The following is a 20,219-nucleotide window of genomic DNA, read 5'->3' on the forward strand; positions in this document are numbered from 1 at the left end:
ATGAGGTGTAACGACATGAGACAATCCCTGACTTTCATTCCAACTCTTCGAGAGGTGCCGGCAGATGCTGAGGCAAAAAGTCATCAACTCTTAGTAAGAGCTGGGTTTATTAGACAAAATACAAGTGGAATCTATCATTATCTGCCACTTGCGCATAAAGTCATTCAGCATATTCAATCGATCGTCCGCAAGGAAATGGAAAAGGCAGGCGCAGCTGAGCTGTTAATGCCAGTGCTGCAGCAGGCAGAAATGTGGCAAGAGTCAGGAAGATGGTATACATACGGTCCAGAACTGATGCGTATGAAGGATCGCCATGGCCGCGAATTTGCACTTGGCCCAACCCACGAAGAAGTGATCACATCACTAGTACGCAGCGAAGTGAAATCGTATAAGAAGCTTCCTTTAACTTTATATCAAATTCAATCAAAATTCCGTGATGAACAGAGACCACGCTTTGGACTGCTGCGCGGACGTGAATTTATCATGAAGGATGCATACTCATTCCATTCTTCACCAGAAAGCCTTGATGAGACATACAACAAAATGTTTACGGCTTACTCTAATGTGTTCTCAAAAGTGGGTCTCAATTTTAGACCAGTCATTGCAGATTCTGGGGCAATGGGAGGAAAAGATACGCATGAGTTCATGGCGCTTTCAGAAGTCGGAGAGGATACCATCGCTTATTCTGATACTTCCTCATATGCTGCAAACATTGAAATGGCTGAGGCTGTATATCACGGAGAAGAAGCAAATCCTGGGGACTTCAAAGAACTTGAAAAAGTCCACACACCGCAAGTGAAAACCATTCAAGATGTGGCTGGATTTTTAGAAGTTGACCCTGCTGCTTGCATTAAATCTGTTTTGTTTAAAGCAGATGATGCGTATGTTCTGATCCTTACTAGAGGCGATCATGAAGTAAATGATGTGAAAGTGAAAAACTTGGTAGGAGCACAGCTTGTCGAGCTTGCTTCACGTGAAGAAGTGCTAGAAGTCATTGGAACTGAGCCTGGATTTGTTGGACCTGTTAAACTGGAAGCAGAAGTCGATATTTATGCGGACCTTGCTGTGAAAGGAATGACAAATGCAGTCGCTGGTGCAAACGAAGCGGATTATCATTATGTCAATGTCAATCCTGCACGTGACGTGTCAGTAAAAGAATTCACAGATCTTCGCTTGATTCAAGAAGGAGATGTTTCTCCAGATGGGGAAGGCACAATCCAATTTGCAAAAGGGATTGAAGTAGGACAAGTCTTTAAACTAGGCACTCGTTATTCTGAGTCGATGGATGCAACGTACCTCGATGAGAATGGTCGTGCGCAGCCAATGATTATGGGCTGCTATGGCATCGGCATCTCTAGAACGCTGTCAGCGATTGTTGAACAGCATCACGATGAGAAAGGAATCATTTGGCCGGAAACAGTGGCACCATATGACCTTCACCTCCTTGCATTAAATATGAAAAACGATGCGCAGAAAGAACTGGCTGAAACGTTGTACGAGCGATTAGAAGATGAAGGTTTCGACGTACTTTTCGATGACCGCCAGGAGCGTGCAGGAGTAAAATTTGCAGACAGTGATTTAATTGGACTGCCAATTCGTATTAGCTGCGGAAAACGTTCAGAAGAAGGTATAGTAGAAGTGAAGTTTAGAAAATCAGGTGAATCACATGAAGTATCTGTTGATGATCTGATTTCATTTATACGCCAAGCATAAAACGAACAAAAAAATGAAGGTACCTCCTGTAGAAAAGAGGTACCTTTCTGATTGACAAAAGGAGGGTCCTGTCTTGGATGAACAATTACCGATCACACGGCGGCAATTTCATATATTACTCAATCAGATTCAAATGACAGATGATGACCTCAGTCGTTACTTTGAAGAAGGGGAAATCGTCAAATTGACGGTGCATAAGGCGACGAAAACATGGCATTTCCTTTTTAAATTTAAGGCGCTTTTGCCTTACAAAGTATACGCCATGTTTCTCAGCAGGCTGACAAATGCATTTTCACATATTGCACAAATCACTTGTACGATTGAAGTGAGTGATCCGCACATATCTGAAGAACTCGTGCAATCGTACTGGTCACATTGTGTGGAAGAACTTCAAGGAATTTCTCCCCCAATCATCAGCTTGCTTCAGCAGCAAAAACCATCGCTGTCTGGACATAAAATCATCATTAAAACGAAAAGCGAAACAGAGGCACTCGCTATTAAGAAGAAGTACAGCCCGATGCTCCAGGCCGCATTTAAACAAGTGGGCTTTCCAGAGCTGCAATTCGATACAGAAATTTTTGTATCAGATCAAGAGATTCAGAAGTTCAGAGAACAAAAGCTTGCTGAAGATCAAGAAAGAGCCATGCAAGCCCTCACTGAGATGGAGAAGAAAGAAAGTGAGGAGCAGAATGAAGCTCCGTCAGGCCCTCTGATGATTGGCTATCAAATCAAAGACAATGAAGAAATTCGTACGCTTGACAGTATCATGGACGAGGAAAGAAGAATTACCGTTCAAGGCTACGTATTCGATGCAGAAACGCGTGAGCTGAAAAGCGGGAGAACGCTTTGTATCTTTAAGATCACAGATTATACAAACAGTATTTTGATCAAAATGTTTGCAAGAGAAAAAGAAGATGCTCAGCTGATGAAATCATTGAAAAAAGGCATGTGGGTGAAAGCAAGAGGAAGCATTCAAAATGATACGTTTGTCAGAGATCTTGTCATGATCGCTAATGATGTCAATGAAATGAAACCGCAGCTGAAAGAAGATACAGCACCTGAGGGTGAAAAGCGTGTGGAGCTTCATTTACATTCCCCTATGAGCCAAATGGATGCTGTCACTGGCATTGGCAGACTTGTTGAACAAGCAAAAAAATGGGGACATGAAGCAATTGCCCTGACAGATCATGCCGTTGTACAATCCTTCCCAGATGCGTATGCAGCAAGTAAAAAGCATGGCATCAAAATGATGTACGGTGTGGAAATCAACTTAGTAGACGACGGGGTACCGATTGCGTATAACCCAGAGCACCGCTTGTTAGAGGATGCGACGTATGTCGTATTCGACGTCGAGACAACTGGACTTTCAGCTGTTTATGACACGATCATTGAGCTTGCAGCAGTGAAAATAAAAGGCGGGGAAATCATAGACCGCTTTGAGGCATTTGCAAATCCCCATCACCCGTTATCAGCGACCACCATCGAATTAACAGGTATCACCGATGATATGGTGAGAGATGCACCAGATGTCGTCGACGTCGTACGGGATTTCAAAGAATGGATTGGACAAGATATCCTTGTTGCGCACAATGCGAGCTTTGATATGGGCTTTTTAAATGCAGCGTATAAACGCCTGTTAAAAACAGATAAAGCGTCAAACCCTGTCATTGATACACTTGAACTTGGCCGGTTCCTTTATCCAGAATTTAAAAATCACCGGCTGAACACCCTTTGTAAAAAGTTCGATATTGAACTGACGCAGCATCACCGGGCGATTTATGATGCAGAGGCGACAGGCTATCTCATGCTGAAGATGCTAAAAGATGCGGCTGAAAAAGAGATTGCCTATCACGATCAATTGAATGAAAACATGGGGCAGTCGAATGCTTACCAGCGCTCACGTCCTTACCATGCGACTTTGATTGCTCAAAATGAGACAGGTCTTAAGAATTTATTTAAGCTTGTTTCACTTTCTCATATTCATTATTTCTACCGGGTCCCGCGTATTCCGCGCTCTCAGCTTGAGAAATATCGAGAAGGTTTAATTGTTGGGTCTGCTTGTGATAAGGGTGAGGTATTTGAAGGAATGATGCAAAAGTCCCCTGATGAGGTAGAAGACATTGCAGCATTTTATGACTATTTAGAAGTACATCCGCCAGAAGTGTATCAGCACCTGCTGCAGCTTGAGCTTGTTCGAGATGAACGTGCGTTAAAAGAAATCATCACAAACATTGTCAAGCTTGGCGAAAAGCTGAATAAACCAGTTGTGGCGACTGGAAATGTACATTACCTGCATCCAGAGGACAAAATTTATCGTAAAATCTTAATTTCATCACAGGGTGGAGCGAATCCGCTGAACCGCCATGAATTGCCAAAAGTTCATTTTAGAACGACAGATGAAATGCTCGAAGCCTTCTCCTTCCTAGGAGACGAAAAAGCGAAAGAGATCGTCGTAACAAATACGCAAAAAGTATCTGAGATGGTCGAAAGCATTAAACCTATCAAAGATGATCTTTACACACCAAAAATTGAAGGTGCAGATGAAGAAATACGGGAAATGAGCTATCAAATGGCGCGCAGCATCTACGGAGATGATTTGCCGAAAATCGTAGAAGACCGCATTGAGAAAGAATTAAAAAGTATTATCGGTCATGGCTTCGCCGTTATTTACTTAATCTCTCATAAGCTCGTAAAAAAATCACTTGATGATGGATATCTCGTTGGTTCAAGGGGATCTGTCGGCTCATCTCTTGTTGCGACATTAACAGAGATTACTGAAGTGAATCCACTTGCACCTCATTATGTATGCCCAAGCTGTAAGCACTCTGAGTTCTTTAATGACGGATCTGTTGGTTCAGGCTTTGACCTTCCTGATAAGGACTGTCCAGAATGTGGAGCGCCGTATAAAAAAGATGGACATGATATTCCGTTTGAAACGTTCTTAGGTTTTAAAGGAGACAAAGTCCCTGATATTGACTTGAACTTCTCAGGTGAATATCAGCCGATCGCACATAACTATACGAAAGAGTTGTTCGGTGAAGATTATGTATACCGAGCAGGTACGATTGGTACCGTTGCAGAAAAAACAGCATATGGTTACGTAAAAGGCTATGCAGGAGATCATAACCTTCATATGAGAGGCGCTGAAATCGACCGGCTTGTACAAGGCTGTACAGGAGTAAAACGGACAACAGGCCAGCATCCAGGCGGGATTATCGTTGTGCCTGATTATATGGACATTTACGATTTCTCACCTATTCAATACCCAGCAGATGCGACAGGTTCCGATTGGAAGACGACACATTTTGATTTCCATTCGATCCACGATAACTTGTTGAAGCTGGATATTCTTGGGCACGATGATCCAACGGTCATTCGTATGCTTCAAGATTTAAGCGGAATCGATCCAAAAACGATTCCAACAGATGACCCTGAAGTCATGAAGATTTTCCAAGGGACAGAGCCACTAGGTGTCACAGAAGAGCAAATTGGCTGTAAAACAGGCACACTCGGTATCCCGGAATTTGGGACAAGATTTGTTCGGCAAATGCTAGAGGATACAAAACCAACGACTTTCTCAGAGCTTGTTCAGATTTCTGGACTATCACACGGTACGGATGTTTGGCTCGGAAATGCGCAAGAGCTCATTCACAATAAAACGTGTGAACTAAGTGAAGTAATTGGGTGCCGTGATGATATTATGGTCTATCTCATCTATCAAGGCTTAGAGCCGTCACTTGCCTTTAAAATCATGGAATCTGTTCGTAAAGGAAAAGGACTTCCTCCTGAATGGGAAGAAGAAATGAAGAATAATAATGTACCAAACTGGTATATTGATTCTTGTAAAAAAATCAAATACATGTTCCCTAAAGCCCACGCGGCTGCTTATGTGTTAATGGCTGTTCGTATTGCTTATTTCAAGGTGCATCATGCACTTCTGTACTATGCGGCTTACTTTACAGTTCGTGCGGATGACTTTGATATTGAAACGATGACAAAAGGATCGAATGCGATTCGAGCTGTTATGGACGATATTAATTCAAAAGGTTTAGATGCATCACCGAAAGAAAAGAACCTATTAACTGTACTAGAGCTTGCCCTTGAAATGTGTGAAAGAGGCTACCACTTCAAAAAAGTGGACCTTTACCGCTCAAGTGCAACAGAGTTTATCATTGATGGAGACGGATTAATACCGCCATTCAACTCCATCCCTGGCCTCGGTACAAACGTTGCGTTAAATATTGTCCGCGCGCGGCAAGATGGGGAATTCCTCTCAAAAGAAGATTTACAAAAACGCGGAAAAGTGTCGAAGACCATCCTTGAATATTTAGATCGTCAAGGCTGTTTAGAAGCACTTCCTGATCAAAACCAGCTTTCTTTATTTTAATGTGATAAATAAGAGCGCCCTAAAAGGGCGTTCTTTTCTCTATATACAATAATTTTATTATGTTAACTAATAAAGATTTCTTATCAATTGGAATTATTTTCTTATTCGTTCATATATCTTGATTTAGCGTGATGTTTTAAGAGAAGAGATTGTATGTCATTCTTTCTACCCAAATAGAGCTCAAAAGAGAATTTCGCCGTCTGAAATGTTCTTAAGCGACATATGATCATTCTGGGTACAGTCAGAAGGAGAATCAAGAGAAAACCTTCGATGAGCGTAAAGCTGATTGCTGTTTACTATGCTTATTTTTGAAACATATTTGATTCTTTTCAAAACTGTACAGATCACGAAACGAAGGATAGAAAGGAGGCGGTTGCGTCTATTGATCAATGTTTCACTAAAAAGAAGGGGTGAGCAATAGAGAAATGGCATCTTACAACTATGTAGAGGTTCTCCAAAAATCCATGCTGTTTTATGAAGCGCAGCGGTCAGGCCGGCTTCCGGAAAGTAATCGTCTTAACTGGCGGGGAGATTCTGGACTAGAGGACGGGAAGGATGTTGGGCATGACTTAACTGGCGGCTGGTATGATGCAGGAGATCATGTGAAATTTGGACTTCCGATGGCTTACTCAGCAGCCGTGCTTGCATGGACAGTATATGAATACCGAGAAGCTTATGAAAAAGCAGAATTGCTTGATGAGATCTTAGATCAAATCAAGTGGGCAACAGATTATTTTTTGAAAGCACATACAGGACCGAATGAATTTTGGGCGCAAGTAGGTGATGGAAACGCCGATCACGCTTGGTGGGGACCAGCAGAAGTGATGCCGATGAACCGGCCAGCTTTTAAAATTGATGAACATTGTCCTGGCACAGAAGTAGCTGCACAAACTGCGGCGGCTTTAGCAGCAGGTTCTATCATTTTTAAAGAAACAGATGCGTCCTATGCAGCAAAGCTTTTAACGCACGCCAAACAGCTATATGCATTTGCTGACAGGTATCGCGGCAAATATACAGATTGTGTCACCAATGCGCAGCCATTTTACAACTCCTGGAGCGGCTATGTTGACGAACTTATTTGGGGTGGAATCTGGCTGTACTTGGCGACAAATGAAGAAACCTATTTAAACAAAGCATTAAAAGCGGTAGAAGAATGGCCGAAGGATTGGGATTATACGTTTACCATGTCATGGGACAATACTTTTTTTGCTTCACAAATCTTACTAGCAAGAATCACGAAAGAAAACAGATTTATAGAATCGACAGAGCGCAATCTTGATTACTGGACCACAGGTCTTGTTCAAAATGGAAAAGTAGAAAGAATCACCTATACGCCTGGCGGCTTGGCATGGCTGGATCAATGGGGTTCACTTCGTTATGCCGCCAATGCATCATTTTTAGCCTTTGTCTATGCTGATTGGGTATCTGATCAAGAAAAGAAAAATCGATACCAATCGTTTGCGATTAAGCAAACTCACTATATGTTAGGTGATAATCCGCTGAATAGAAGCTACGTCGTTGGGTTTGGCCAGAATCCGCCGAAGCACCCGCACCACCGTACTGCACATGGCTCATGGTCGAACCAGCTGACAAATCCTCCATCTCACCGGCACACTCTTTATGGAGCGCTTGTAGGGGGTCCTAATGCACAGGATCAATATGATGATGACATCTCTGATTATATATCTAACGAGGTGGCGACCGATTATAATGCCGCCTTTACTGGAAATATCGCCAAAATGGTGCAGCTGTTTGGTGAAGGGCAATCAAAGCTGCCAAATTTCCCGCCTAAAGAACAAGTGGAGGATGAGTTTTTTGTAGAGGCAGCTGTGATGCATAATGATACAACATCTACTCAAGTGAAAGCAGTGTTATACAACAGGTCCGGCTGGCCGGCAAGAAGCAGTCAAACACTATCCTTTAGATATTACGTCAATCTGAGCGAGCTCTTTGCAAATGGATTCACTGAAAAGGATATTCAAGTGACAGCAGCCTACAATGAAGGCGCTTCCTTATCGCCTTTAAAAGTATATGACGCATCAAGCCGCGTCTATTTTACAGAAATCGATTTTACGGGCGTAGCCATTTCTCCTAGAGGAGAATCTGAGCATAAGAAGGAAATACAATTTCGATTATCTGCTCCAAATGGATCGAATATATGGGATGCCTCAAATGATTATTCCTATCAAGGATTAACATCCAATATGCAAAAAACAACAAAGATTCCCGTCTTTGACGATGGTGTTTTAGTATTTGGCACACTTCCAGACAAATAAAAATCAACGATTTTATTGAAAGGGTGAAGGACTTGTCAAACAAAGAACGGTTTTTAACGCTTTATCATCAAATTAAAAGCGATGCGAATGGATATTTTTCACCAGAAGGAATTCCGTATCATTCAATCGAGACACTCATTTGCGAAGCACCTGATTACGGGCATATGACAACTTCAGAAGCATATAGCTATTGGCTGTGGCTTGAGGTGCTGTACGGACATTACACAGGGGACTGGAGCAAATTAGAGGCAGCTTGGGACAATATGGAGAAGTACATCATTCCAGTCAATGAAGATGGAAATGATGAGCAGCCGCATATGAACGCTTACAATCCGTCCAGCCCAGCCACATACGCAGCAGAGAAACCATTTCCGGATCAATACCCAAGCCAACTGACCGGTGCTCGTCCTGCTGGTCAAGATCCAATTGATAGTGAATTGAAATCAACCTATGGGACGAATGAAACGTATTTAATGCACTGGCTCCTTGACGTAGATAACTGGTATGGCTATGGCAACTTGCTCAACCCATCACATAAAGCGGCATATGTGAACACATTCCAGCGTGGTCCACAGGAATCTGTATGGGAGTCCATCCCTCATCCATCACAAGACGATAAATCTTTTGGCAAGCCGAATGAAGGATTCATGAGCTTGTTCACAAAAGAAAATCAAGCTCCAGCTGCCCAGTGGCGCTATACGAATGCAACGGATGCTGATGCGCGCGCGATACAAGCGATGTATTGGGCAAAGGAGCTCGGCTATAATCGGTCAGCTTATCTTGATAAAGCGAAAAAAATGGGGGATTTCCTCCGTTACGGCATGTACGATAAATATTTTCAAACGATTGGAAGCGGGAAGCAGGGGAATCCGTATCCTGGAAACGGAAAGGGTGCCTGTCATTACTTAATGGCATGGTATACCTCTTGGGGCGGAGGACTTGGAGAGTATGCAAACTGGTCATGGCGTATCGGAGCGAGCCATTGTCATCAAGGATATCAAAATCCTGTCGCTGCTTATGCTTTATCCTCAGATAAAGGAGGCTTAAAGCCATCTTCTGCTACCGGGGCAAGCGATTGGGAAAAAACTTTAAAGAGACAGCTTGAATTTTACGTATGGCTTCAATCGAAAGAAGGAGCCATAGCAGGAGGCGCAACCAATAGCTGGAATGGAGACTATAGCGCTTATCCAGCAGGAAGAAGTACTTTTTATGATATGGCATATGAAGATGCACCTGTTTACCTTGACCCGCCTTCAAATAACTGGTTTGGAATGCAGGCGTGGCCAATGGAGCGCGTAGCAGAGCTTTATTATATTTTTGTAAAAGATGGCGACAAAACATCTGAAAATGTCCAAATGGCCAAATCTGTCATAACAAAATGGGTCAGCTATGCCTTAGACTACATTTTTATCGGCAGCCGTCCTGTGTCAGATGAAGAGGGTTATTTCTTAGATGAACAAGGACAGAGAATTCTAGGAGGAACGAATGTTTCAGTTGCTACAACAAGTGCGCCTGGAGAGTTTTGGCTTCCTGGAAATATTGCTTGGAGCGGACAGCCTGATACTTGGAACGGGTTCCAGTCTGCAACAGGAAATCCAAATTTAACAGCTGTAACTAAAGATCCGACTCAGGATACGGGCGTATTAGGAAGTCTAGCCAAAGCTTTGATATTCTTTGCTGCAGCCACAAAGCAGGAAACAGGTGATTATACAGCGCTTGGTGCAAGAGCGAAAGATGCAGCTGCGCAGCTCCTAGAGGTTGCATGGAATTACAATGATGGCGTCGGCATAGTGACAGAGGAAGATAGAGAAGACTATGACCGTTTCTTTAGAAAAGAAGTGTATTTCCCAAATGGATGGAACGGGACATTTGGTCAAGGAAATCAAATTCCTGGAGCCAGCACCATTCCTTCTGACCCGCAGCGAGGAGGGAATGGGGTCTATACGAGTTTTGCTGATCTTCGTCCGAAGATTAAACAAGATCCAGCATGGTCTTCACTCGAAAGTAAATATCAGTCTTCATTTAATGAAGCTACAGGCAAATGGGAGAATGGCGCACCAGTTTTCACTTATCACCGCTTCTGGTCTCAAGTGGATATGGCCACTGCCTATGCTGAATACCATCGTCTGATCAACTAAGAGGTTAAAAGCAAGCTGCCGGCTTCTGGCCGGCAGTTTGAATAGGTAATATGAATCCAATGAAGATAAGGGTGATTTCACATGGTCAAAGAAAGAAGCTTTCTTCATCATTCATTCAATAGAGGCGAAAATGGGCAGGAAAATCTGATGTGGAAAAAAGAGGCGGATGATCGAATCTCAGAGCATAGACAAAGAGATCTTGTGATCAACGTGACAAACGGCGAAAAAAAGCCAATAGCAGGAATAGAGGTTGAAATAAAGCAAATCAGACATGAATTCGCCTTTGGTTCAGCGATGAATGATCAAGTGTTATTTAATCAACAATATGCTGATTTTTTCGTGAAGCATTTTAATTGGGCTGTTTTTGAAAATGAAGCAAAATGGTATGCGAATGAGCCAGAAAGAGGGAAAATCACCTACGAAAAAGCAGATGCGATGCTGAATTTTGCAGATCGACATCAGCTTCCAGTGAGGGGGCACGCTTTATTTTGGGAGGTAGAGGATGCGAATCCAAGCTGGCTGAGGTCACTGCCGAATCACGAAGTATATGAAGCCATGAAAAAACGGCTTGAGCATGCGGGCAATCACTTTAAGGGAAGGTTCCGGCATTGGGATGTAAACAATGAAATGATGCATGGTTCATTTTTTAAAGATCGCTTTGGGAAAAATATTTGGAAGTGGATGTATGAAGAAACGAAAAAAATTGACCCTCAAGCACTATTGTTTGTGAATGATTATAATGTGATCTCTTATGGTGAACACCATGCCTATAAAGCCCATATCAATGAACTGCGTCAGTTAGGCGCACCTATTGAGGCGATTGGGGTTCAAGGCCATTTTGAAGAACGGGTCGATCCAGTCATTGTCAAAGAGAGGCTCGATGTGCTGGCTGAGCTTGGTCTTCCAATATGGGTCACAGAGTACGATTCTGTTCACCCTGACCCTAATAGAAGAGCGGATAACCTGGAAGCTTTATATCGCGTCGCATTTAGTCATCCAGCCGTAAAAGGAGTGCTGATGTGGGGATTTTGGGCAGGTGCCCATTGGAGAGGTGAACATGCAGCCATCGTGAATTATGATTGGTCTTTAAATGAAGCAGGACGACGTTATGAAAAGCTTCTAAACGAGTGGACGACGCAAAGAGTTGAAAAAACAGATGCTAATGGCCATGTGAAATGTCCAGCATTTCACGGAACATATGAGATTCGAATCGGTAAAGAAAATAAAATGCTCAAACAGCAGACGATTGAACTTGATTCAAATGAACAAACACCGTTTCAACTAGACGTAATCCTGCCTCAAGAAGGATAGAGATAGATTGTGAGGAGAATGTAAATGAAAAAGTGGGCTCAAAGAGTGTCTTGCTTCATACTTCTAGCCGCTATATGGTCTGGCTGGTTTTCGCTTACGATGAAGGCTGCCGCTTATGTGCAGACGTCTGGTACACAATTTACACTGAACAATCAACCATTTTACTTCGCCGGCACAAATAATTACTATTTCCATTACAAATCTAAAAAAATGGTAGATGCTGTGTTCGATGATATGAAAGCAATGAATTTAAAGGTCATACGGATTTGGGGCTTTCACGACGGGGCTCCTCAAGAAAACTCAGTCTTACAATCTAGTCCAGGCGTCTATGAAGAATCTGGTTTTCAAAAACTAGATTATGCGATTTATAAAGCAGGACAGGAAGGAATAAAGCTTGTGATCCCACTAGTAAACAATTGGGATGACTTTGGCGGTATGAATCAATATGTGAAGTGGTTCGGGGCAGGATCGCATGATGCCTTCTATACAGATCCTCGTATTCAAAAAGCTTACAAAAATTATGTGCGCTATGTATTAGAAAGAACCAATACGTATACAGGTGTTCAATATAAAGACGATCCAGCTATTATGACTTGGGAATTAGCCAACGAGCCGCGGATGCAGTCAGATCCAACGGGAAATGTACTAGTCAAATGGGCAGATGAAATGAGTACATGGATCAAATCGCTGGATCGTCACCATCTTGTTGCAGTAGGAGATGAAGGATTCTTTCGCATACCAGGACATGAAGATTGGTTTTACGGAGGAGGAGAAGGCGTCGATTGGGACCGTTTAACATCTCTTCCTAATATCGATTATGGAACCTATCATCTGTACCCAGATCACTGGAGCAAGTCTGCTGCCTGGGGAGTGAAATGGATTGAAGACCATATCACCCGCGGGAAGTCAATCGGAAAGCCAGTTGTGCTAGAAGAGTTTGGCTATCAAAATCAATCAGCTCGTCCTGACGTATATCAGAGCTGGCTGTCAGCGGTAGAGCAGCTCGGAGGGGCTGGCAGTCAATTTTGGATTTTAACAAGCATTCAGGACGATGACTCGCTCTATCCAGATTATGACGGTTTCCGCATTATAAAAGGAAGCAGGGAGGCAGCACTTATTAGTGAACATGCGAAAAGAATGAATAAAAAGAATCGATGACGAATGCCTGCTGAATAAGGAACTTCATTTGCATAAAAAAATTGGATATGGTATAGTTTTTATGGAAATGCTAACGATTACCGAGACAAGAGTGGGGAAACCCGCTCTTTTGTATTGAACAGGCAATTTTTGTCTCGACATTATTCATCCGTTTTCTGCTCCCCCTGCTCACATAAAGCAGGGTTTTTATGCAGAATGATTGATAAGAGCGTTTATCGAAAGCACAAGGAGGAAGAGAATGAGCAAAAAAGTAGTGGATGTCGTAAGCGAAATGGTGCAGCCAATTTTAGATGGCTTACAGCTTGAACTCGTTGATGTTGAATTTGTCAAAGAGGGTCAAAACTGGTTCCTTCGCGTGTTTATTGACTCTGATAAAGGTGTCGATATCGAAGAGTGTGCCAAAGTGAGCGAAGCCTTGAGCGAAAAGCTTGATGAGGCAGATCCGATTAGCCAAAACTACTTTCTTGAAGTGTCCTCTCCTGGAGCGGAGCGCCCATTAAAGAAAAAAGCTGATTTTGAAAAAGCACTTGGAAAAAATGTTTTCATGAAAACATATGAACCAATTGATGGTGAAAAAGCATTTGAAGGTGAGCTTACAAGCTTTGATGGTGAGATTGCAACAGTGACAGTGAAGATCAAGACAAGAAAGAAAGAGATCAATATTCCATACGAAAAAATAGCTAACGCAAGATTAGCAGTTTCGTTCAATTAACCTTTTCATTGATATAAGGGGGAACCATAAAAATGAGTAGTGAGTTGTTAGATGCCCTGACTGTTCTTGAGAAAGAGAAGGGTATTAGTAAAGAAATTATCATTGAAGCGATAGAAGCTGCACTCATTTCTGCATATAAGCGTAATTTTAATCAAGCACAAAATGTTCGTGTTGATTTAAACCGCGAAACGGGAACGATTCGCGTGTTCGCAAGAAAAGATGTTGTAGATGAAGTGTATGATTCTCGCCTTGAAATCTCTGTAGATGATGCAGCCAATATTAACCCGAATTACATGGTTGGTGACGTCGTTGAGATTGAAGTCACACCAAAAGACTTCGGACGCATTGCAGCTCAGACAGCGAAACAAGTTGTGACGCAGCGAGTGAGAGAAGCAGAGCGTGGTGTGATCTACACTGAGTTCATCGACCGCGAGGAAGACATTATGACGGGAATCGTTCAGCGGATTGACAGTAAATTCATTTACGTGTCACTTGGCAAAATCGAAGCTCTTCTTCCTGTCAATGAACAAATGCCAAATGAAGAATACAAACCACATGACCGCATTAAAGTGTTCATTACAAAAGTAGAAAAAACAACAAAAGGACCACAAATTTATGTGTCTAGAACACATCCAGGTCTTTTAAAGCGTTTATTTGAAATTGAAGTACCAGAAATTTATGATGGTACTGTAGAGCTTAAATCGGTTGCTAGAGAAGCTGGGGACCGTTCTAAAATATCTGTTCGTACAGATGATCCTGATGTTGATCCAGTTGGCTCCTGTGTTGGACCAAAAGGTCAGCGTGTACAAGCAATTGTCAATGAGCTAAAAGGCGAAAAAATTGACATTGTCCATTGGTCTAATGACCCGGTTGAATTTGTTGCCAATGCGCTCAGTCCATCAAAAGTACTTGATGTCATTGTGAATGAAGAAGACAAGGCGACAACAGTCATTGTCCCTGATTATCAGCTGTCATTAGCAATTGGTAAAAGAGGTCAAAATGCCCGCCTTGCAGCGAAGCTGACTAGCTGGAAAATCGACATTAAAAGCGAAACAGATGCAAGGGAACTCGGTATTTTCCCAAGAACTGAAGACTCTGAATCTCTTTTCTTAGAGGCTGAACCAGTAGCTGAGGAATCTGACGAATAAGAGGTGATATTAAAGGTGAAAAGCCGAAAAAAAATCCCGCTTAGAAAATGCGTCGTGACGGGAGAAATGAAACCAAAGAAAGAACTGATCCGTGTTGTTCGTTCTAAAGAAGGAGAAGTGTCTGTTGACGCTACCGGAAAAATGAACGGACGCGGAGCTTACCTTTCTCTCGATAAAGAAACCATTCTTGCGGCAAAGAACAAACGCAGTTTACAGCAGCAATTTCAGACACAGATTGACGAACACATATTTGAAGAATTACTAGAACTAGCTGAAAAGGTGAAAAAACCTAATGAATGAATCTGAATGGTATCCTTTGCTTGGTCTAGCAAATCGAGCTCGTAAAGTCGTGTCAGGAGAAGATCTGGTGATCAAAGAAATTAGACATGCGCGTGCTAAGCTGGTTCTTCTTGCAGCAGATGCCTCATCTAACACAGAGAAAAAGGTATCTGACAAATGCAAATTTTATAATGTTCCGGTTAGAAAAGTTGAAGACCGTTCCGTTCTCGGACGTTCTATTGGGAAAGAAGCTCGCGTAGTTGTCGCTGTCACTGACCAAGGCTTCGCTAAGAAGCTCATAAGCTTGCTCGATTAATTTATTTGGGGGTGAACGAATGGCTAAAGTGAGAGTATATGAATACGCAAAAGCCATAGATGTTTCAAGTAAAGATATTATAGCAGCGCTTAAGGATATGAACGTGGAAGTGAACAACCACATGGCGACGCTTGAAGACGACACTGTGAAAAAGCTAGACGCTATCTATAAAAAAGCCAAAGCAAAAGAGACAGCTAACGAGAAACCCGCAGAACAAAAAAAACAATCATCTAACAAAAACAATGATAGAAAGAAGAATGACGTGCAGAATAATCAATTTAATAAAAACAAAAAAAACAACAACCAAAATAAAAACAAAAATAAACGCGGTGGAAATAACAAATCGCAGCATCAGCAAGCTAGACCTGTGAAGCCTAAAAAAGAGCTTCCTGAAAAAATTGAATTTACAAATTCAATGACTGTCGGCCAGCTGGCTGATGAGCTTGGAAAAGAAACAGCTGAAATCATCAAAAAGCTGATGATGCTTGGTGTCATGGCAACGATCAACCAAGAACTTGATAAAGATACAGTTGAATTAATCGCTTCTGAATATGGTGTTCCAGTAGAGGAAGTCATTATTTTAGAAGAAACTGAACTTGAAAAGTATGAAGTTGAAGATAAAGAAGAAGATATGCAAGTACGCCCTCCAGTTGTAACGATCATGGGACACGTTGACCACGGGAAAACAACTCTTCTTGACAGCATTCGTAAGACAAAAGTCGTCGAAGGCGAAGCAGGTGGAATCACGCAGCATATCGGTGCATACCAAATTGAAGAAAACGGCAAAAAAATTACGTTCCTTGATACACCTGGACACGCAGCATTTACAACGATGCGTGCACGTGGTGCCGAAGTAACGGATACGACAATTCTAGTCGTTGCAGCAGATGATGGTGTCATGCCTCAAACAATTGAAGCGATTAACCATGCGAAAGCGGCAGAAGTGCCAATCATTGTCGCTGTTAACAAAATTGACAAACCAACAGCGAACCCTGACCGCGTGATGCAGGAATTAACTGAGCATGGTCTTGTACCAGAAGCTTGGGGCGGCGAAACCATTTTCGTTCCACTATCTGCGAAAACAGGTGAAGGCATTGACGAATTGATCGAAATGATCCTTCTTGTCAGCGAAGTAGCAGAACTGAAAGCCAACCCTAATCGTGCGGCAAAAGGGACTGTCATCGAGGCTGAGCTTGATAAAGGAAGAGGTTCTGTTGCAACCCTTCTTGTTCAAACAGGTACACTTCATGTAGGTGACCCAATCGTTGTCGGAAATACATTTGGCCGTGTACGTGCAATGGTCAATGACATCGGCCGCCGCGTGAAAACAGCAGGACCATCTACACCTGTTGAAATCACTGGTTTAAACGATGTACCGAATGCAGGGGATCAGTTCCTCGTATTCAAAGATGAAAAAACAGCTCGTCAAGTCGGTGAGGCGCGTGCTTCTAAACAGCTGGATGAACAGCGTTCAGATAAAGCAAAATTATCTCTAGACGACCTATTTGAGCAAATCAAACAAGGTGACGTAAAAGATATCAACTTGATCGTGAAAGCAGACGTACAAGGCTCTGCTGAAGCATTAACAGCAGCTCTTCAAAAAATTGAAGTCGAAGGCGTAAAAGTGAAAATCATCCATACGGGTGTTGGAGCGATTACAGAATCAGACATCATTTTAGCAAGTGCTTCTAATGCCATCGTGATTGGCTTTAACGTACGTCCTGATGGAAATGCGAAGAGCACAGCTGAGACTGAGAACGTTGATATCCGCTTGCACCGCATTATCTATAAAGTCATCGATGAAATTGAAGCTGCGATGAAAGGAATGCTTGACCCTGAATATGAAGAAAAAGTCATCGGTCAAGTTGAAGTCCGTCAAACGTTCAAAGTATCTAAAATCGGTACAATTGCTGGCGGTTATGTAACTGAAGGAACGATTACAAGAGATAGCGGAATCCGCTTAATCCGTGACGGCGTCGTTATTTTTGAAGGCGAAGTTGACGTGTTAAAACGATTTAAAGATGATGTGAAAGAAGTTTCACAAGGCTATGAATGTGGTATTACCATTAAGAAATACAATGATATCCGTGAAGGTGATGTCATGGAATCATTCGTTATGCAAGAAATCGAAAGAAAATGATCGGTTATACCGAATGTGAGTGCATGATCTATGATGCATCCTCACTGAAGGAAAAACGTGCGGTTCTTCAGCGGATATTGACAAGAACGCGTCATAAATTCAATGTAACCATTGCTGAAATGGATTACCAGGATACATGGCAGCGTACATCAATCGGAATCGCCGTGATTTCCTCATCTCGGGTTCAAGTGGAAAAGGAGCTTCAGCGTGTATTAAGCTTTATCGATTCTTTTCCTGAAATTGAACGAACGATCACGAAAACTGAGTGGTTTTAATTAGAGGTGATAAGATCATGAGTATGAGAGCAACCCGTGTGGGTGAGCAAATGAAAAAAGAATTGGGCGACATCTTAGGCAGAAAGCTAAAAGATCCAAGAATCGGCTTTTTGACTGTAACTGATGTCGAAGTATCCGGTGATTTGCAAATTGCCAAAGTCTACATTTCTGTTCTTGGCGACGAGAAGAAAAGAGAGGAAACCTTAAAAGGTCTTGCAAAGGCTAAAGGGTACATCCGCTCTGAAATTGGCAATCGAATCAGACTTCGCAAAACACCAGAACTGCACTTTGAATTCGACGAATCTGTAGATTACGGAAATCGAATTGAAAGCCTGATTGCTGAATTAAACACAAAAGATCACGAATAAGACGTTGAAATAAGGATAGGCGATGATCGTCTGTCCTTTTTCATCGTTTATGAAAGGAGAGAACGCAGATGATAAATGGTGTTCTTTTATTACATAAAGAAAGAGGCATGACCTCACACGACTGTGTGTTTAAAGTAAGAAAAATTTTGCACACAAAAAAAGTCGGCCATACAGGCACCCTCGACCCAGAGGTTTCAGGTGTTCTCCCTATTTGTATCGGAAGAGCAACGAAGATTGTAGAATACTTAACAGATAAATCGAAAACGTATGATGCAGAAATCACGATTGGCTTTTCTACAACAACAGAAGACCAAACAGGTGAGATCGTAGAAGAAAAAAAGGTGGAAAAACCGATCTCAGAAAAAGAAATTGATGAGGCGCTGAAGCAGTTTGAAGGAACCATTAAACAAATTCCTCCCATGTTTTCTGCTGTGAAAATTGGCGGGAAAAAGCTCTATGAATATGCAAGAGAAGGCATTGAAATTGAGCGGCCGAGCCGAGAAATTACTATTCACCGTATCGAGCGGACTACACCTGTCACATATGAGGATGGTAGCGTGTCATTTAGGTTTACCGTTCTATGTTCAAAGGGAACATATGTGAGGACCTTAGCGGTTGATATCGGGAAGAAACTAGGGTTTCCAGCCCACATGTCACATCTCATTCGTACAGGGTCTGGTGATTTTACACTTGATGAATGTATCACGCTGGATGAGCTGCGAGATATAAGCGAGGAAGGAACTGTAGATGAGCACCTTGTCCCGATCGAGCGTGCGCTCAATCATTTGCCGAAATGGGAGATAAATGATACATTAGCAAGTAAAGTGGAAAACGGTGCAGTCCTGCCAATGCCTGATGAATTTGCTCATTTCGCAGAGTCGGATCGTGTCGCTGTATTTGCTCCTTCAGGCCGTTGTCTGGCGATTTATAAAAAGCACCCGACCAAACAGAACCTGATGAAGCCGGCGAAGATCTTATCTCAGGACAAGCAATCTTAAAGAAAAGGTGACATCTCGTGAAGACTATACATATTTCACACCCACATACATTGAATCAAAAGGATCAAGTCCCGTCTGTCATGGCTTTAGGGTACTTTGACGGTGTTCACCTTGGGCATCAAAAAGTCATTGACAAAGCGAAAAGCATTGCGGAAAAAGAAGGATTGGCCTTAGCAGTCATGACCTTTCATCCGCATCCATCTCATGTTTTGCAAAAGGCACGGGAACCAAAAGACTTAATTACACCGCTTGAGGATAAAATTGATTTTATCGAACAGCTGGGCGCTGACTATTTATACATCGTACAATTCAGCGAGAGTTTTGCAGCTCTATCTCCTCAAGAGTTTGTGGATCAATATTTGGATGAATTGAATGTGAAGCACGCAGTAGCGGGGTTTGATTTTACGTTTGGCCGTTTTGGTGCAGGCACAATGGAAACGTTCGACGAATACGGAAAAGGCCGTATCAATGCAACCATCGTACCTAAGCTGTCTAATCAAGACCGAAAAGTCAGCTCCACTCTCATCCGTTCCGCATTAAAAAATGGGGATGTTGAATATGTGAGCGAGCTTTTAGGAAAACCTTATCAGCTTCGCGGCATTGTCATCCATGGAGACAAACGCGGACGGACGATCGGGTTTCCGACAGCTAATGTCGGCTTATCTGCTGAATACATTATTCCGCCAACAGGGGTATATGCAGTAAGAGCAGAAGTAAAAGGTAAAGTATATGACGGTGTTTGTAATGTCGGCTATAAACCAACATTTTATGAAAAACGTCCTGATCAGCCTGCCATTGAAGTAAACCTCTTTGATTTTAACGAAGAAATATATGGCCAGCCGATTAAATTACAATGGTTCAAGCGCATTCGCAGTGAACGAAAATTTAACGGAATTCAGGAGCTGACGGCTCAAATCAGTCAAGATAAAGAAGAAGCGATTCAGTTTTTTCAAGATCAGCAAAAGCAAACAAAAAAATCATAGAAAAACTGCTCTACCAT

The 20,219-nt window shown here is 42.4% G+C and carries 15 protein-coding genes; all 15 read left to right on the top strand.

Features of this window, described 5'->3' with window-relative positions; translation table 11 throughout:
• Positions 1-15: 15 nt before the first annotated feature.
• Positions 16-1,713 carry a proline--tRNA ligase gene (locus H7F25_RS06880; RefSeq protein WP_025092592.1) on the top strand — a complete coding sequence of 566 codons (1,698 nt, stop codon included), beginning with the start codon at positions 16-18 and terminating at the stop codon, positions 1,711-1,713.
• A gap of 133 nt (positions 1,714-1,846) precedes the next feature.
• Positions 1,847-6,100: a PolC-type DNA polymerase III gene (locus H7F25_RS06885; protein WP_239500383.1), complete on the top strand. Its 4,254-nt coding sequence runs from the start codon at positions 1,847-1,849 to the stop codon at positions 6,098-6,100.
• 425 nt (positions 6,101-6,525) lie between these two features.
• Positions 6,526-8,376 carry a glycoside hydrolase family 9 protein gene (locus H7F25_RS06890; RefSeq protein ID WP_103132416.1) on the top strand — a complete coding sequence of 617 codons (1,851 nt, stop codon included), beginning with the start codon at positions 6,526-6,528 and terminating at the stop codon, positions 8,374-8,376.
• Between the two features lie 32 nt (positions 8,377-8,408).
• On the top strand, positions 8,409-10,514 hold the full coding sequence (locus tag H7F25_RS06895) for a glycoside hydrolase family 48 protein (protein WP_103132415.1): 2,106 nt from the start codon (positions 8,409-8,411) through the stop codon (positions 10,512-10,514).
• A gap of 81 nt (positions 10,515-10,595) precedes the next feature.
• Entirely contained in the window at positions 10,596-11,825 is a 1,230-nt protein-coding gene (locus H7F25_RS06900) for an endo-1,4-beta-xylanase (protein WP_103132414.1), read from the top strand.
• Between the two features lie 24 nt (positions 11,826-11,849).
• Complete coding sequence (locus H7F25_RS06905; RefSeq protein ID WP_185854405.1) at positions 11,850-12,983, top strand: glycoside hydrolase 5 family protein; 1,134 nt, start codon at positions 11,850-11,852, stop codon at positions 12,981-12,983.
• A gap of 238 nt (positions 12,984-13,221) precedes the next feature.
• Positions 13,222-13,695 (top strand): ribosome maturation factor RimP, encoded by a 474-nt coding sequence (gene rimP, locus H7F25_RS06910; RefSeq protein WP_003211398.1) that lies wholly within the window; start codon positions 13,222-13,224, stop codon positions 13,693-13,695.
• 32 nt (positions 13,696-13,727) lie between these two features.
• Positions 13,728-14,843: a transcription termination factor NusA gene (gene nusA / locus H7F25_RS06915; RefSeq protein ID WP_024424140.1), complete on the top strand. Its 1,116-nt coding sequence runs from the start codon at positions 13,728-13,730 to the stop codon at positions 14,841-14,843.
• A gap of 15 nt (positions 14,844-14,858) precedes the next feature.
• Positions 14,859-15,143, top strand: coding sequence for an RNase P modulator RnpM (gene rnpM / locus H7F25_RS06920; RefSeq protein WP_024424139.1), 285 nt, complete (start codon positions 14,859-14,861; stop codon positions 15,141-15,143).
• Positions 15,136-15,438, top strand: coding sequence for a YlxQ family RNA-binding protein (locus tag H7F25_RS06925; protein ID WP_024424138.1), 303 nt, complete (start codon positions 15,136-15,138; stop codon positions 15,436-15,438). The genes rnpM and H7F25_RS06925 overlap by 8 nt, the downstream gene beginning before the upstream one ends.
• 19 nt (positions 15,439-15,457) lie before the next feature.
• Positions 15,458-17,578 (top strand): translation initiation factor IF-2, encoded by a 2,121-nt coding sequence (infB, locus tag H7F25_RS06930; protein WP_034623586.1) that lies wholly within the window; start codon positions 15,458-15,460, stop codon positions 17,576-17,578.
• Positions 17,575-17,853, top strand: coding sequence for a DUF503 domain-containing protein (locus H7F25_RS06935; protein WP_024424137.1), 279 nt, complete (start codon positions 17,575-17,577; stop codon positions 17,851-17,853). Before infB ends, H7F25_RS06935 begins: the two co-directional genes overlap by 4 nt.
• Positions 17,854-17,870: 17 nt before the next feature.
• Positions 17,871-18,221, top strand: coding sequence for a 30S ribosome-binding factor RbfA (gene rbfA / locus H7F25_RS06940; protein WP_007499525.1), 351 nt, complete (start codon positions 17,871-17,873; stop codon positions 18,219-18,221).
• Positions 18,222-18,289: 68 nt separating this feature from the next.
• Positions 18,290-19,219 (top strand): tRNA pseudouridine(55) synthase TruB, encoded by a 930-nt coding sequence (gene truB, locus H7F25_RS06945; RefSeq protein ID WP_151039473.1) that lies wholly within the window; start codon positions 18,290-18,292, stop codon positions 19,217-19,219.
• Between the two features lie 17 nt (positions 19,220-19,236).
• A complete protein-coding gene (gene ribF, locus H7F25_RS06950) occupies positions 19,237-20,202 on the top strand; it encodes a bifunctional riboflavin kinase/FAD synthetase (RefSeq protein WP_133743805.1) in 966 nt (321 codons plus the stop codon).
• The last annotated feature ends 17 nt before the right edge of the window (positions 20,203-20,219 follow it).

This window comes from Bacillus sp. PAMC28571, assembly GCF_014250435.1.
GTDB lineage: Bacteria > Bacillota > Bacilli > Bacillales > Bacillaceae > Bacillus > Bacillus safensis.

What these genes read in the sequence shown, in the direction of transcription:
- H7F25_RS06880 (WP_025092592.1), top strand. Translation starts at nt 16, where the DNA reads ATGAGACAATCCCTGACTTTCATTCCAACTCTTCGAGAGGTGCCGGCA.
- H7F25_RS06885 (WP_239500383.1), top strand. Translation starts at nt 1,847, where the DNA reads ATGACAGATGATGACCTCAGTCGTTACTTTGAAGAAGGGGAAATCGTC.
- H7F25_RS06890 (WP_103132416.1), top strand. Translation starts at nt 6,526, where the DNA reads ATGGCATCTTACAACTATGTAGAGGTTCTCCAAAAATCCATGCTGTTT.
- H7F25_RS06900 (WP_103132414.1), top strand. Translation starts at nt 10,596, where the DNA reads ATGGTCAAAGAAAGAAGCTTTCTTCATCATTCATTCAATAGAGGCGAA.
- H7F25_RS06905 (WP_185854405.1), top strand. Translation starts at nt 11,850, where the DNA reads ATGAAAAAGTGGGCTCAAAGAGTGTCTTGCTTCATACTTCTAGCCGCT.
- rimP (WP_003211398.1), top strand. Translation starts at nt 13,222, where the DNA reads ATGAGCAAAAAAGTAGTGGATGTCGTAAGCGAAATGGTGCAGCCAATT.
- nusA (WP_024424140.1), top strand. Translation starts at nt 13,728, where the DNA reads ATGAGTAGTGAGTTGTTAGATGCCCTGACTGTTCTTGAGAAAGAGAAG.
- H7F25_RS06925 (WP_024424138.1), top strand. Translation starts at nt 15,136, where the DNA reads ATGAATGAATCTGAATGGTATCCTTTGCTTGGTCTAGCAAATCGAGCT.
- infB (WP_034623586.1), top strand. Translation starts at nt 15,458, where the DNA reads ATGGCTAAAGTGAGAGTATATGAATACGCAAAAGCCATAGATGTTTCA.
- H7F25_RS06935 (WP_024424137.1), top strand. Translation starts at nt 17,575, where the DNA reads ATGATCGGTTATACCGAATGTGAGTGCATGATCTATGATGCATCCTCA.
- rbfA (WP_007499525.1), top strand. Translation starts at nt 17,871, where the DNA reads ATGAGTATGAGAGCAACCCGTGTGGGTGAGCAAATGAAAAAAGAATTG.
- truB (WP_151039473.1), top strand. Translation starts at nt 18,290, where the DNA reads ATGATAAATGGTGTTCTTTTATTACATAAAGAAAGAGGCATGACCTCA.